The sequence below is a fragment of the Parabacteroides gordonii MS-1 = DSM 23371 genome, from assembly GCF_000969825.1.
In the GTDB taxonomy this organism is placed as follows: Bacteria; Bacteroidota; Bacteroidia; order Bacteroidales; family Tannerellaceae; genus Parabacteroides; species Parabacteroides gordonii.
Window position 1 is genome coordinate 1,593,984 of sequence record NZ_KQ033920.1, and the last position, 14,682, is coordinate 1,608,665.

The 14,682-nt window shown below is 49.0% G+C and carries 9 protein-coding genes; 4 read left to right on the top strand and 5 right to left on the bottom strand.

The window, feature by feature from the left end:
* Positions 1–132 precede the first annotated feature (132 nt).
* Positions 133–1,443, top strand: coding sequence for a zinc-dependent metalloproteinase lipoprotein (locus tag HMPREF1536_RS23540; RefSeq protein ID WP_028727304.1), 1,311 nt, complete (start codon positions 133–135; stop codon positions 1,441–1,443).
* A 62-nt stretch (positions 1,444–1,505) separates the two neighbouring features.
* Here HMPREF1536_RS23540 and HMPREF1536_RS23545 read toward each other — a convergent pair whose 3' ends face one another.
* The 5 genes from HMPREF1536_RS23545 to HMPREF1536_RS23565 all read right to left on the bottom strand — a co-directional run bounded on the left by HMPREF1536_RS23545 (position 1,506) and on the right by HMPREF1536_RS23565 (position 10,240).
* The gene (locus tag HMPREF1536_RS23545; protein WP_028727303.1) at positions 1,506–2,330 is read right to left on the bottom strand and encodes a DUF6261 family protein; all 825 of its coding nucleotides are present in this window, start codon (positions 2,328–2,330) and stop codon (positions 1,506–1,508) included.
* 316 nt (positions 2,331–2,646) lie between these two features.
* The gene (locus HMPREF1536_RS23550) at positions 2,647–5,025 is read right to left on the bottom strand and encodes an ABC transporter permease (RefSeq protein WP_028727302.1); all 2,379 of its coding nucleotides are present in this window, start codon (positions 5,023–5,025) and stop codon (positions 2,647–2,649) included.
* Positions 5,026–5,070: 45 nt separating this feature from the next.
* Positions 5,071–7,449 carry an FtsX-like permease family protein gene (locus tag HMPREF1536_RS23555; RefSeq protein WP_028727301.1) on the bottom strand — a complete coding sequence of 793 codons (2,379 nt, stop codon included), beginning with the start codon at positions 7,447–7,449 and terminating at the stop codon, positions 5,071–5,073.
* A 131-nt stretch (positions 7,450–7,580) separates the two neighbouring features.
* The gene (locus HMPREF1536_RS23560; protein ID WP_028727300.1) at positions 7,581–8,831 is read right to left on the bottom strand and encodes an efflux RND transporter periplasmic adaptor subunit; all 1,251 of its coding nucleotides are present in this window, start codon (positions 8,829–8,831) and stop codon (positions 7,581–7,583) included.
* A 50-nt stretch (positions 8,832–8,881) separates the two neighbouring features.
* Positions 8,882–10,240 carry a TolC family protein gene (locus HMPREF1536_RS23565; RefSeq protein ID WP_028727299.1) on the bottom strand — a complete coding sequence of 453 codons (1,359 nt, stop codon included), beginning with the start codon at positions 10,238–10,240 and terminating at the stop codon, positions 8,882–8,884.
* Between the two features lie 247 nt (positions 10,241–10,487).
* Between HMPREF1536_RS23565 and HMPREF1536_RS23570 the strand changes: the two genes are divergently transcribed.
* The 3 genes from HMPREF1536_RS23570 (at position 10,488) to HMPREF1536_RS23580 (ending at position 14,544) form a co-directional block, all read left to right on the top strand.
* On the top strand, positions 10,488–11,840 hold the full coding sequence (locus HMPREF1536_RS23570) for a sigma-54-dependent transcriptional regulator (protein WP_028727298.1): 1,353 nt from the start codon (positions 10,488–10,490) through the stop codon (positions 11,838–11,840).
* Positions 11,840–13,156, top strand: coding sequence for a sensor histidine kinase (locus HMPREF1536_RS23575; protein ID WP_044191909.1), 1,317 nt, complete (start codon positions 11,840–11,842; stop codon positions 13,154–13,156). The genes HMPREF1536_RS23570 and HMPREF1536_RS23575 overlap by 1 nt, the downstream gene beginning before the upstream one ends.
* A gap of 134 nt (positions 13,157–13,290) precedes the next feature.
* Positions 13,291–14,544 carry an Nramp family divalent metal transporter gene (locus HMPREF1536_RS23580; protein ID WP_028727296.1) on the top strand — a complete coding sequence of 418 codons (1,254 nt, stop codon included), beginning with the start codon at positions 13,291–13,293 and terminating at the stop codon, positions 14,542–14,544.
* Positions 14,545–14,682 lie beyond the last annotated feature (138 nt).

Here is a 14,682-nt window from a genome sequence, read left to right on the forward strand (position 1 = left end):
AAGACAACCGGGTGAGGGAAACGTAACATTTTATCTTGAATAAATATGCTATTCTTTTATTAAACCCGTTTATTAATCATATATTTTTACCTAAGTTTGCAACATTGTTTTAAATATAAAAACATTTCATCTATGAATATCAAATATTTGCTGTTAGTATCCATCTGGATGCTGTTATTTGCCGGTTGTAAGGATTCCAACACCGAAGATAACTTAAAATTGGAATTATCGGAGTCATCTTTTGAGAATATCAGCAGCGAAGGCACGACGCTGGCAGTGGAGATCAGCAGCAGCAATACCTGGACGGCGGAAACCTCTTCGACCTGGTGCAAACTCGTACCTGCCCAGGGGGCAAGCAACCAACCGATCAAGATAGTCGTAGATGCCAATTTAAATACGACCGTAAGAGACGCTTCAATCGTCATAGCTTCCTCCGGAATAAAAAAGACGATCACTGTCAACCAGCAGGCCGGCAGTACAAGCGCTGGCGAATATCATTATGAACTCCCCGTCATCTTCCACGTGTTGTACAAAAACTCCGGCGATCCGTTGCAATATGTCAGTCAAAACCGTTTGGCAGAAATACTAAACGCAGTCAACGACCTGTACAAAGACAGGAGCAACAGTATCGGTATGAACCTGACTTTTACGCTCGCGGCTACGAATCCTAACGGGGAAACATTAACTTCTCCGGGAGTGGAATATATCGAATGGCCGGACAGCTACCCTATCGACTGTAACGCATTTATGTCCGACAATACCGGAAAAAACGTAAAATACCTTTGGGATCCTAACCAGTATATCAATGTGATGATTTATAACTTTACATCCGACCCGGAAACAAATTCCATCACTTTGGGTATTTCTCATTTGCCATTCACTACCACAGGCAACAATTCTCTGGAAGGGCTCAATGAAACCAAGTATTCTTACCTGGAACTAAAGAACCTCAATTTCCCCTATTGCTGTTCCATCAACAGCCTTTATATCGACCAGCAATCGACTTCTACCACCTACAATACGACCGATGTAACCGTGACCGTGGCTCACGAGCTAGGTCATTATTTAGGAGTGCACCACGTCTTTTCGGAAGATGAAAACGGCACCTATGACGGATGTACCGATTCCGATTATTGCAAGGATACGCCGACATACAATAAAGTGTATTACGACCAGTGGATAGATATTCAACTGTCTTTGGGAGTACGTGACTTGCCTACCCTCGCTTTAAGGGAGAACTGCACGACCGGCCAGAAGTTCACGTCGCGTAACATCATGGACTACGCCTTCAGCTATTCCGACCAGTTCACACAAGACCAGCACGACCGCATCCGCCATGTATTGGCCTATAGCCCGTTGATCCCCGGACCGAAGAAAAACCAGACAAAAGCCGGAGCCGCCATCGACGGAGTACTGGAATTGCCTATACGTACTGTAAAATAGAGGAAAGATGATTAGATAATAAAAAAAGATCCCTGCCCGAAAAGGACAGGGATCTTTTTTTGTTAATTCGATTCGATCACCGGGCGGTCATCTTCCGGTTTCTTCTTTTTGTTTGCCTTGGCGATACCGACACGCTGGTTGTAGCGGGCTTTGGTTTCGTCGATCAGGGCGTTGACGGAAGTGATGAAGGCGGCGGTTTCGGCCGTAGGATTGATCACATTTGTAGCAGTTGCCAATAAAGCCATATCGTCATAAAGAGGATCGAGACGCAGACGGACAGCCTTGCTATTCTCCACTGTTGCAACGGCACGGCCTTCGGTACGCTTGGCGGTCAGTTCGATGAAACGTTGGTTCGAAGCCTTCAGTTCGTCCAGCACGGTGGTGAGGCCGAGGGTGGCAACGTTCGTCTTATTCGGTTCTTTTTCCATATCGAGCAGCAGGCCGTTTATCTGCTGTGTTTCCTGTTGGTCGGCCAGTTTGTAGATACCCACATAGGGTTTCACCTGATTGTAAAGGCTTATGGCCGCATTTTTCTGGGCAGCGACCGGGCTTTTACGGGTTTGAGAGATAGTGGTAGTAAAATATACGATCAGGTCGTCGCGACGTTTGTCTTCTTCGGCCAACAGAGCAGTTTCATCGCTGGTACGCGATTGATTTACCAGGTCATCCAACAGGCCGAGGTCGGTATCGAAAGCCGTCACCATCTCATTGCTGAACCCCAGCGCACTGGAGCTTACCAACGAGTCTGCGCTTTCAATTACCGGGCGGTCATCTTCCCCACTCTCCTCTTTCCGGAAAAGAGCCCTGAAACGATTCAGATGGTTGGCATATTCCGAATTATTCAGATTGCCAAGGAAATACTCCTGAATCTTAGTTAATGTCCCCATAATTTTATTTTTAAAATAATTGCTTGTATAATACGGATGCAATGTAAGGATTAAGAATCAATCGGAGATACTTTTTTCATCTTTTTTTAGCAGTTGGAAGAGATTTATTATGCCGAAAGTAAAACTTCCTGGGAGATAAAAGCGATTGAAAATGGAATCCGTAAAACTTCCTGGGGTGTAAAAGCGATCGGAAACGGAATCTGTAAAACTTCTGACGGTGTAAAAGCGATTGGAAACGGAAAAAGTAAAACTTCCGGCATCCTGAAAGCGATTCAAGTTACCGGAAGTTTTACATATTGCATTTCCAACGTTTTCCCTAATCCGCCTTTATACTCTCCACCGGATTTTCATTCGCCACATTCCAGGCGCGTACCAACACGCAAGCGATGATAATGACGTAGACGAACAAGGTCGCCCCGATAAACATAAAGAGATTCAGATGGATGCGTTCGGCGAATTTCTCCAGCCAGCCCGAAGCGTTGATGTAAGCGATAGCCACCCCGATCGCAAGAGCCGGAAGGGCGATGTAGGAAATATCACGCGAAAGCATACGGAGGATATTCACGGCTGTAGCCCCGTTCACCTTGCGGATGGCTATTTCGCGGCCGCGGCGGTTCGTCTCGTCGGCCGTGTATCCCAATAGGCCGATCAGGGCAATGATCAGGGTAACGATACCGCTGATCATGATCGCGTCGCGGAAATCGCGGTCGTCCTGATACTGGCGGACAACATCCATTTTATATACGGAGGCCTCTACCACCTTGCCGGTTATCGTTTCGGTAAGCACCCGGTTCACTTCAGCCAGGTTGTCCGACGACATCGTGTTCATCTTGATCAGGATATTCACGGGAGGATTATAACAATCAGGTGTGGCGTAGAAGAAAATCGACGCACGCGTATCCGGGCCCTTCAACGAGCCGATACGGAAATCGTCGAACACGCCGCAGACGGTAAACACTTTCGTCCCGTTGCTATGTTCGGACACCATTACGCCTTTGCCGATGATACTGCCCGTCCAGCCTGCTGTCTTTTCCATCAGGTCGACGAATTTACGGCTAACCATGATTTTATCGCCGTTGGCCTCGTCGGGACGGAAGGCATGGCCTTCAACGACGGGTATCTCCATCAGGTCGAAATAATTGTCGCCCACGAAATACATGTCGGCTATATTGAAGAGATCGCGATCGTCTCCCGGAATATTTATGTTATTGCCGGACGGATAACTGAAAGGCAGTTCGGTACTGCACGATACCATCTGCACCTGCGGCAGGCGGCGCAATTCGGCCATCGCACGGTCGCGCACCTGGGGATCGACACCGCGTGTATTGCAATAAACCAGATTCTCGTAAGCGTAACCGGGATGACTCGAAATCATCGTATCATACTGCCGGCTGATGGTGATCAGCAGCGCCACCAGATAGGCCGTGGCAACGAATTGCACGAACAGCAGGCAGAGCTTCCAGTAGCGTTTCGACTCTTTCACACTGCGGAAAGCCGATGCCACCGGAATGCGCATGAAAAGCCAGGTCGGCACGAAGCCCGTCACCGCAAATACCACCACGCAGATGGCCAGCAGGATCGACATCGTAGGCAACGTGAAGAGCGCCGACAGCGAGGCGGACAACAAATCTTCTATCTTCCCTTTGAAAACGATAATCAGGAAGGCCGCCAGCAACAACGACAGCAGCAGGTGCAGGAACGACTCGGAAAGGATCATCCCGAAGATATTCTTTCCCGACGCACCGTAGCATTTATGTACGGCCACCTCCTTGGCGCGGCCGATCAGCGTGGAGATCACGACCAGTATATAATTGAGGACGGCGATGGAGATCAGGATGATCGCCATGAAGATGAGCATGTAGTTCATGTCCTTCACCTCCTTATTATTATTGTGGATGTCCTGCAACGGAGAGATGGAGTACGACAAGTCTACCCCGGCTTTCTTCAGGCCTTCCATATCCTGATTACGCTCCTGCATCTGTCGGATGGCGGGGGCCAGTCCGTTGGGATCGGTGCCGGGGAGCAGCTTCACGTAAGCGATATAGCGGTCGTTTCCCAGCCAGTTGGTCGTGCTCCATTCGGGCATGGCGGCCAGCGAAGCCACGGCATCATAACGCAAGTGGCTATTTTCGGGGATATCCTCAAACACGCCGCCGATGGTGAAGGGAGAGCCGTGGTTGGTGTCGCGCACGAAGGTCTTGCCTACCGCATCCCCCACGCCGCCCATCTTCTCGGCCAACGAACGGGAGATCATCACGTAGCCGGGACGTGCCAGGGCTTCTTTCGGATTGCCCACCAGTATAGGACGGGGGAAGATGTCGAAAAAGCTGGTGTCGGCCAACAGGATCGTGGCGGTGAGGTATTGCTCTTCAGGAGTCATGATCAGTTCGTTGTTCTCGCCGATACGGGTGTAACGGGTGGCAAACTCTACTCCGGGCACCTCGGCTTTCATACCGGGGGCGATGGCGCCGCTCACCTGTCCCCAGGAGTCTTTTTTGCCGTCTCTGTTCAGGTCTGATTTAACCAGGTAAATCCGTTCGTTATCCGGATAGAAGTTATCGTACGAACGTTCGAAGCATACTTTCGCTACCAATACCAACCCCATCGCCAGCCCGACAGCCAGCGCAAGGATCTTGATCCCGTTACTCCTGCCCTTCTTGAATAGGGAACGGAGTGCCATGTTAAAATTCTTCATATCTACTATTGTCTTTTTATTTTATTCCGGATATATATGCTTTCTCTATTCCGACTTCAGGCTCAACACCGGATTGGCATTCGCCACCATCCAGGTACGGTAGACCACCGTCAGGAGGATAACCGCCAGCACGACCACGGAGCCGGTCAGGAACAGGCCGGCATTCATCGGGATCTTCTCCGAAAACTGCTGCAACCACTTTTCGCCGGCAAACCACGAAGCACCCGCACCGATCAGAATAGCTGGCAGTGCCATCCATACAATGTCGGAGGAGATCAGACGGAGGATATCACGTTCGGTTGCCCCGTTGATTTTGCGTACGGCAATTTCTTTCCCGCGGCGGTTCGTCTCGTCGTTGATGTAACCGATCAGACCGATCAGGGCGATGATCAGGGTTATAATGCCTCCGGCCATCACCGAGTCACGGAAAATACGCGAGGTATCGTAGAGCTTCGCGAGGCTGAAACGGTAATCGACGAGGTTGATGTCGCGGTCGGGCAGGAATTCTTTTATTACATTATTTATATGGGCCAGATTCTCCGCATTCCTTTCACGGAATTTGACAACAAGGGTCTGCTCGGCCCGTTTACTGAAAAAGATAGCGGAGTTGACCATGCCTTCCTGGCCGATCTGTCCGATGCGTACGTCGTCGTAGACGCCGACAACGGTGAAGGGATCGTTCGTGCCATGCCCGCCGATATCGAGCTTCTTGCCTACCACACCGTCTTTCCATTCGAATACGTTGGCCAGTTCGGTAGCCATCTGGCGGCTCAGCATGACGAGTTGCATGGAGTCGGAATAGGATTCGTCGAAGGCTTGTCCCTCTATCACCTTCATCTCCAGCAGAGAGACGAAGTTGGCATTGGTGCCGTAAAGATCCTGGAAATGGGCTACGGCGTCCTCCGTACCGGGACGGTAGACGATATCGCCCGAACCGGAAAAGGCCGGCAATTCGTAGCAGGTCGTAACATCCTCCACTTCCCCCTGCTTGCGGATTTCATCCATCAGCGCTTTGCGGGAAGATTGGGAAACGCCTTCCAGGTTACAATAAGCCAACCGGTCATAAGAGTATCCGGGATTATCATTCACCATGAAACTATATTGCCCGCCAATGACGATGAGCAGGCATACGAGGAAACCTACCGCCACGAACTGGATAAACAGCAAGGCTTTCTTCCACGACCGCCGGGAGTTGGTGTACGAACGGAATACCAACGCAACGGGAATCTTGGCGAACAGTTGGGAAGGTAGCAGGCCGGCCACCAGAAACACCAGCACACAGACGCCCAGCAGGATCATCAGCGTATCGGGCGTGAAAAGCGACGACAGCGAGGTGCCCAGCAGTTCTTCCACGATACGGCGGAAACCGAATACGAGGAGTGTGGAGAAGACAACGGATATCAACAGGTTGAGAAATGTCTCCGAGAAGATCATGTCGGTGATGTTCCAGCCTGTCGCGCCGTAGCATTTATGGATCGCCACATCCTTCGAGCGGGTCACCATCGAGGAGATGACCAGCAGCACATAGTTCATCAGGGCGGCAAAAAGGATGGCGAAAGCGATGGCAGTCAGCATCACGGCCATACGTTTGGTGGCCGGAGAGCTGGCATAAAGCTCGCCGAGCGGACGCAGGAAGATGCTATAACTCATGCCCTGCTCCTTCAGTTTCTTCGAATCGACGTGACGGTCGAGCATTTCGGCCATAGGTTGCAGCATATCGTCTGCCGACAGGCCGGGTTGCAGGAGGACGTAGGCGTTGTAGCTGTCGCCGCCCAGCCATTGGTCTTCCTTCGTCCATCCGGCAATCGCCTTGAAGGAGGAAAGGGAGACCAGTATATCGTAATAAAGATGGGTATTCTTCGGAACATCCTTAAACACACCGCCGACCGTGATCTGGACACCGGGGAATGTCTCCACCTCGAAGGTTTTGCCGATCACGTCTGCTCCGTCGGGATTGATTTTACCGGCCATTTCTTCCGAAACAAGGGCATAAAGGGGGCGCGAAAGTGTCTCCCGGGCATCGCCGGCCAGCATTTCGCGGGGCAGAACGTCGTAGAAACAGGAGTCAGCCATAATGAAGGTGGCCTTATATTTCTTATCGCCGGATGTTTTCATGACCAGTTCGCCCATTCTATCACAACGGGTAGCGGCCTCCACACCGGGGATCTCGGCTTTCATACCGGGAGCTACGCCGCCACTGACGCAGGGGAAACCGTCATGACTCTTATCTCCGATGCTAAAGTTCTCCTGGATAGCAAAAACGCGGTCAGACTCGGGATAGAAATTATCGTACGACAACTCGAAACATACTTTGGCAATAAGTACCAACCCCATTGCCAGGCCTACGCCCAACGACAGTATCTTAATATCATTATGTCTGCCTTTCTTGAACAGGGTGCGGAAAGATATGTATAAATTCTTCATTGTAACAGATTTGTTTTGTTATTGCTGACAGAAAACCAAGATGACCGGCCTTGTAGGGGCGGGGTCTGCCCGCCCTCCCCGGTTTATCATATATTGTCACAAAGGGCGGGCAAACCCCGCCCCTACCGTTGCTATTCCAATACCAACACCTCGTTATCTTTATAACTTTCGTAGCTCGATACGATTACCTTCTCGCCTGCTTCCAGACCTTCGATCACTTCATAATACTGCGGGTTCTGGCGACCGATCTTGATCTTGCGGCGATAAGCTTTCTTACCGTCCTTATCGAGTACGAAGATCCAGCTACCACCTGTGCTCTGGAAGAAGGTTCCGCGCGGGATAATGATGCTTTCGGTCGGCTGACCCAGTTCGAGGTTGATATAATAAGTTTGTCCGCTGCGGATATTGTCAGGACGTTCGCCGGTAAACACAAAGTCCGTGCGGAACTTACCGTCGCGTACTTCCGGATACACCTTGCGTACGGCCAGTGCGAAACTGGTTCCCTGACGGTCGAAGGCTGCACTCAATCCCGGTTTGACACGGTCGATATAATGTTCGTCGATCATGGCTTCCACCTTATAATCGGAAAGGTCGTTGATCTGTCCGATCTTCATACCGGCAGTCACGTTCTGTCCCAGCACGACATCGAGTAGACCCAGTTCTCCGTTAATCTGTGAGCGGACATTCAGGTGTTCCTTCCGTTCATGAACCAACTGGATGTTACGGCGCATGTTAGCCAAACTGGTTTCCATCTCTTCCATCTGGATGGTACGGGAAATCGAGTCCTGATATAAACGCTGCACAACGAGGTCATATTTCTTTGTCGCCAGTTCATAGTCTTCTTTCGCTTTCAGGTAATCTTCCTTGGCAATCAGGCTTTCTTCATACAATTTCTGCTGTTGGTGATAAGCACGGCGGGCACGGTTCATATCCACGTCCAGCTGGGCTTTTTCCAGTTGGTTGCTTAACTTATCCTGTTCCATTGCTACCTGGGTATTACGCAGGAAGTTCTGTTTTTCTGCCAACTGTGCTTCCGCATCCAGGATCTGAAGGTCGAGGCTGGAGTTGGAGAGACGTACAATTACATCGCCTTTCTTCACCTGGGCTCCTTCTTCCACTACTTTCTCCTGTACGATACCGCCTTCTTCCGGGCTTAACTGCACGACGGTGATTGGCTGTACCTGTCCGTCCACACGAACGAAATCATTGAACTGTTCACGTACCGCATTGCCGATGCTGATGCCGCGCGCATCTACTTTCAGAGTCGATGCATGATCGCCGAAGATGATCCAGCCTACCAATACAAGGAATAAAACGCCACCTGCTACATAAGGTAAATGTTTCTTCTGAATGCCTCTTTTCTTTTCTAATTGAATATCCATGATTGTATGTTTTTATTTCTTTATTATCAGTATAATTATGTGCTTTGTTCTTAGTTTACACCTTCGATTAAAGGTTTGCCTTTATAGTAATCGACGAGCTTACACTTCATCAGATACATCAGTTTCCGTTGCAGCAGGTCGGCTTTCGACAATAATAATGTATTGGCACTGGTTTGCAGGTCGATCGGGCTCATCAGGCCTTCTTCAAACTTACGGAAAGTAACCTGGTAAGCAATTTCATCGGCTTCTGCTTTCTTTTGCATCTGGATCGTTTCCTTTGCATAGCCCTCACGATCGAGAACAGCCTGTTCGATAGCTGTCTGCAACTGGCGAAGCACTTCCGTCTCCTGTTCCTGGGCGATACGCATATTATTGCGTGCTTTGCGCAGGTTGGTCAGACGACTCAGTCCGTCGAAGAGCGGGAAGCTCAGGTTGAAAGCTATGTATTCGCCACGGTTATTCTTAAATTGGCTACCGAAAGGAGTAACAGGTTCATAATCACTGGCTGTTTTATCGGCTTTTAAATCCTCAAAATAGTTAGTCGAAACACCGGCTGTAAAAGAAATACTCGGCAGCAGACGACCTTTATATACCAAATACTGCATCTTGGATGCTTTCAATTGCAGTTTAGCTTGCATGGCTGTCGGGTTATTTTCAGAAGCATAGTCATAAATCTCATCGATAGATTCCATCATGGAGGCATACGACTGGTCGAGCAACAAAGTATCGACATCCAGCTCCATATCGGAAGGAAAATTCATATTCTGCTTCAAAGTAAGCACAGCGGCATCATATAAATTCTGCTGATGAGTCAGGTTATAGTCATTGGCGGCTACCTGGGCTTCGATCTGGGCTACGTCTGCTTTACCCTTCAATCCCAATTCTTCCTGCCGTTTGGTTCTATACAGGATACGACTGTTTTCTTCCAACTGTTCGGCGGCCAGCTTTACTGTCCCCCGATAGTAGACAACATTCATAAATGCCTCCATCGTATTGATGGCCAAATCGTCCTTTTCTTTCTGGATATCGTTCATTCCCAATTGACGATTAGCCTTTGCCATACGCCACTGATTGATTAACTGTCCCCCGTTAAAAATAGGAATAGAAACATTCAGACCATAAGAGTTATTAAAAGTCGACGTATTCTTATAAGTATTATCCTTCGGGTTGATAGAACGCCCGTAACTATACTGCGCTCCCACACTTGCACTCATAGAGGGGAAAAAGGATGCCACCGCCGAATTAAGATCCGCTTTATAAGAGTCGCTCGTATAAGCTTGTTTCTTCACTTTAGGGCTATTCTCAACGGCGTAATGCATACATTCATCCATTGTCCAGAGCTTTTCCTGGGCCATAGCAACTGTTGCCAGGCTGAACGAAAGAACTGATGTCAATATTATCTGTTTCATTTTTGTGTTATTTTCTGCCATAGAAAAGGCAAAGAGCGTGCCAAACTACATAAAACATTACTTATCAACAGATTGACAATTCGCCGGATTTTCCGAAGTGTAAAAAAATTAGACAGTGGTGTATAATTATTAGACAAACGGTGATAAACCGTTTCCTCCCTATTTTATCTGTCTAAATATTAGACACAGGTTAGGAAGTGTAAAACCGAACCTGTATCTTTGCACACATAAATACATTATTATTACAATGGCTAAACAAGGCACCATACTGGTTGTAGACGACAACAAAGGGATTCTGACCGCAGTACAGATGCTGTTGGGAACCTGTTTTGAAAAAGTGATAACGATCTCCACACCCAACAAGATAAAGACGACATTACATAATGAAGATGTAGATGTGGTTTTGCTGGATATGAACTTCAGTGCCGGGATCAACACCGGAAATGAAGGATTGTTCTGGCTTTCCGAAATAAAAAAGGAAGAGCCGTCCGTCCAGGTAGTTCTGTTCACCGCTTACGCCGATATCGACCTGGCAGTAAGGGGCATCAAGGAAGGAGCAACCGATTTCGTGGTGAAACCCTGGAATAACGCCAAGTTGCTGGAAACACTGAAGACCGCTTACGATATCCGGATGGCGAACCGCAAAGGTATCCCGCACGAAAACGACAAGCAGGTCATATCCAAAGAAAGCGGTATGTTCTGGGGAGAAAGCAATGCCATGCAACAACTCCGCAACCTGATCGAGAAGGTAGCCAAGACGGATGCCAATATCCTCATCACCGGTGAGAACGGTACGGGTAAAGAGATGTTGGCTAGGGAGATCCATATACTCTCGAATCGCAAAAAAGAGGCTATGGTTCCGGTCGACATGGGAGCCATCACCGAGACCTTGTTCGAAAGCGAGCTGTTCGGCCACATGAAAGGAGCCTTTACGGATGCACGTGCCGACCGTCCCGGTAAATTCGAAGCGGCAAATAACGGTTCGCTGTTCCTGGATGAGATCGGTAACCTCTCCTATCATCTGCAAGCCAAATTATTGACGGCCCTGCAACGCCGCAGCATCGTCCGCGTAGGCAGCAACACGCCTATCCCTATCAATATCCGCCTGATCTGTGCTACCAACCGCGATTTGCAGGAAATGGTACAGAAAGACCAGTTCCGCGAAGACCTTTTGTACCGTATCAACACCATCCATGTGGAGATACCGTCTCTGCGCGAACGACCGGAAGATATTGTCCCGCTAACGGAGATATTCCTGGCCAAATACACCAACATCTACGGCAAGTCGACCATGCGGCTGAGTGCCGACGCCAAAGAGAAACTGAAACAACAACCCTGGTTCGGCAATATCCGCGAGTTGGAACATACCATCGAAAAGGCTGTGATCATCACAGATGGGGATACGCTGGAAAGTACCGACTTCGATTTTCCCCGTAAGAAAGATGCTCCGATGAAAGAGGTTACTACACTGGAAGAAATGGAATACAACATGATCAAGAATGCCATGGATAAATACAACGGTAATCTGTCGCTTGTTGCAAGCCAGCTGGGTATTTCACGTCAGACACTGTACAATAAAATAAAACGTTACGAGATATAATGTTAAAAGGCATTTATCATAGTCTCACCTTCCGTCTGGGCTTGTTTGGAATACTGACAGTAGCCGGGACTTATTTGGCCATGAACCATAAATGGGAATGGTTCATCCTCCTTTCTATCGCCTGGCTCTATTCCGTACAGATGATGCGTAATTTATTCAAGCGGAATGCCCAGAAGGTAGCATTCATGTTCGATGCGATAGACAACAGCGACTATGCCTTCCAATATGCCACCCGCGGGCGCTCGTCGAACGACAAGCTGGTGAGCGAGTCATTGAACCGTATCACCCAGATTCTTTTCCAGGCGAAAGCGGATGCCGTACAAAAAGAAAAGTACTACGAGTTGATAATGAACTCCGTGAATACCGGTATTATAGTCTTGGATGATATAGGAAATATCTTTCAAACCAACAACGAAGCTTTGCGTTTACTTGGTCTTTCCGTATTCACCCACGTCAAGCAGTTGGCCCGCATAGACGAGAAACTGCAACAGACAATCACCGATATCCGTCCGGGAGACAAGCACCAGATCTCGTTTGTCAACGAACGCGGTACCGTGAACCTGTCGATCCGCGTATCCGAAATGACCCTGCAGGACAAACACGTGCGTATCCTGGCTATCAACGATATCAACAGCGAGCTGGATGACAAGGAAATCGACTCGTGGATACGCCTTACCCGCGTACTGACACACGAAATCATGAACTCCGTCACCCCTATCACTTCCCTGAGCGACACGCTGCTTTCCCTGCATGAAGATGCCGACAGCGAAATACGTAACGGACTGGAAGTGATCAGTACTACGGGGAAGACGTTGATATCGTTTGTCGAGTCTTACCGCAAATTCACGCACATCCCGACGCCCGAACCTTCGCTGTTCTATGTACAGAAATTCGCGGAAAGGATGATAAATCTGGCCCGCCATCACAACAATTACCCCAATATAACGATTAATATAAGTATAGAACCGGCCGACCTGATCGTTTATGCCGACGAGAACCTGATCACCCAGGTCGTACTGAACCTGCTGAAGAACGGAATGCAGGCCATAGGCAGCGAACAACCGGACGGACGTATCGAACTGAAAGCTTATTGCAACCCGGATGAATCGGTAGTCATAGAGGTCAGCAACAACGGCCCCGTTATCCCACCGGAAGAGGCGGAACATATCTTTGTCCCGTTCTTCACCACCAAGGAAGGCGGAAGTGGTATCGGACTTTCCATCTCACGGCAGATCATGAGGCTTTCGGGGGGTAGTATTGCCCTGAAGAGCAATCCGGCTATCAACAAAACGTCGTTTATCCTGACATTCCCGTAAGAGGAAACGGATGCGGTTTCGGATGAACAGTCGATCCCGACCGGAATGAGCACCTTATTCCGACCGAGAGCGACACTCGATTGCGACCGGAATAGAGTATCGATTGAAAAGTAAACAAAAAGATAAGACAGAATATGAAACTTCTAGACAAACTCAAAATCAATCACAAACCCCGCTCAGGGGGATTAGACTTACTTAAATACATTGGCCCCGGACTATTGGTTACCGTCGGCTTCATCGATCCCGGAAACTGGGCGACCAACCTGGCTGCCGGGTCGGAATTCGGATATGCCCTGCTGTGGGTGGTTACTTTTTCTTCCATCATGCTGATCATTATCCAACACAACGTAGCCCACCTCGGTATCGTTACCGGGCTCTGCTTGTCGGAAGCGACCAACAAATACATGCCGCGTATGCTCAGCCGCCCGATCCTCGGTTCGGCCATGCTGGCCAGTATATCCACCTCTCTGGCGGAAATCCTGGGTGGAGCCATTGCCCTTCGTATGCTGTTCGGTATGCCGATCAAGATAGGGGCAGTCATCATTACGATTGCCTGTCTGATCATGCTGCTCAGCAACACCTATAGCAAGATAGAACGTTGGATCATTATGTTCGTCTCCATCATCGGGCTCTCGTTCCTTTATGAACTGGCGCTGGTAGACGTCCATTGGGGGCAAGCGATACAGGGATGGGTAAAACCGTCGTTCCCGCCAAACTCGATGCTGATCATTATGAGCGTGCTCGGCGCCGTAGTGATGCCGCACAACCTGTTCCTGCACTCGGAAGTGATCCAGAGCCGCGAATGGAATCTGGAAGACGAGACGGTGATCAAGAAGCAATTGAAATACGAATTTTATGATACGCTCCTATCGATGGTTATCGGTTGGGCAATCAACTCGGCCATGATCATCCTGGCTGCCGCCACCTTCTTTAAAGAGAAAATCGCAGTCGAAGAACTGGATCAGGCACAACAGTTACTGGTACCTCTGGTAGGGAATAATGCGGGGGTCATATTTGCGGCCGCGTTATTGCTGGCAGGTATTTCATCAACCATCACATCGGGGATTGCCGGTGCTTCCATCTTTGCCGGATTCTACGGGGAGGCATATAACCATAAGGACTTACACTCCAAGTTAGGGGTTATCCTGTCATTCGTCCCGGCACTGCTTATCATCTTTCTGATCGGCGATCCTTTCAAAGGATTGATCCTCTCTCAAATGTTGTTAAGCGTACAGTTGCCGATCACGGTCTTTACGCAGGTATATCTTACTTCAAGCAGGAAAGTGATGGGGCAATACGTCAATTCCCGTTCGACCACCATCCTGTTGCTGTTGTTGGGAACAATGGTCACCGTATTGAACATCGCCCTGTTGATCAGCTTGTTTTAAAAAATTAATCCGGTTTGCCGGCATAACCATCGCACGCAGCCTTATAAATGAGATAATGGCTATGGAAGTATTATGCTCTGTTCGATAAAATTAAGCCTCAAATACAGGAAAAAACTTGTATCGCTATGTAGCAAATAA

Excerpts from the sequence above, each read along its gene's own strand:
- HMPREF1536_RS23540 (WP_028727304.1), top strand. The coding sequence starts at position 133 with ATGAATATCAAATATTTGCTGTTAGTATCCATCTGGATGCTGTTATTT.
- HMPREF1536_RS23545 (WP_028727303.1), bottom strand. The coding sequence starts at position 2,330 with ATGGGGACATTAACTAAGATTCAGGAGTATTTCCTTGGCAATCTGAAT.
- HMPREF1536_RS23550 (WP_028727302.1), bottom strand. The coding sequence starts at position 5,025 with ATGAAGAATTTTAACATGGCACTCCGTTCCCTATTCAAGAAGGGCAGG.
- HMPREF1536_RS23555 (WP_028727301.1), bottom strand. The coding sequence starts at position 7,449 with ATGAAGAATTTATACATATCTTTCCGCACCCTGTTCAAGAAAGGCAGA.
- HMPREF1536_RS23560 (WP_028727300.1), bottom strand. The coding sequence starts at position 8,831 with ATGGATATTCAATTAGAAAAGAAAAGAGGCATTCAGAAGAAACATTTA.
- HMPREF1536_RS23565 (WP_028727299.1), bottom strand. The coding sequence starts at position 10,240 with ATGAAACAGATAATATTGACATCAGTTCTTTCGTTCAGCCTGGCAACA.
- HMPREF1536_RS23570 (WP_028727298.1), top strand. The coding sequence starts at position 10,488 with ATGGCTAAACAAGGCACCATACTGGTTGTAGACGACAACAAAGGGATT.
- HMPREF1536_RS23575 (WP_044191909.1), top strand. The coding sequence starts at position 11,840 with ATGTTAAAAGGCATTTATCATAGTCTCACCTTCCGTCTGGGCTTGTTT.
- HMPREF1536_RS23580 (WP_028727296.1), top strand. The coding sequence starts at position 13,291 with ATGAAACTTCTAGACAAACTCAAAATCAATCACAAACCCCGCTCAGGG.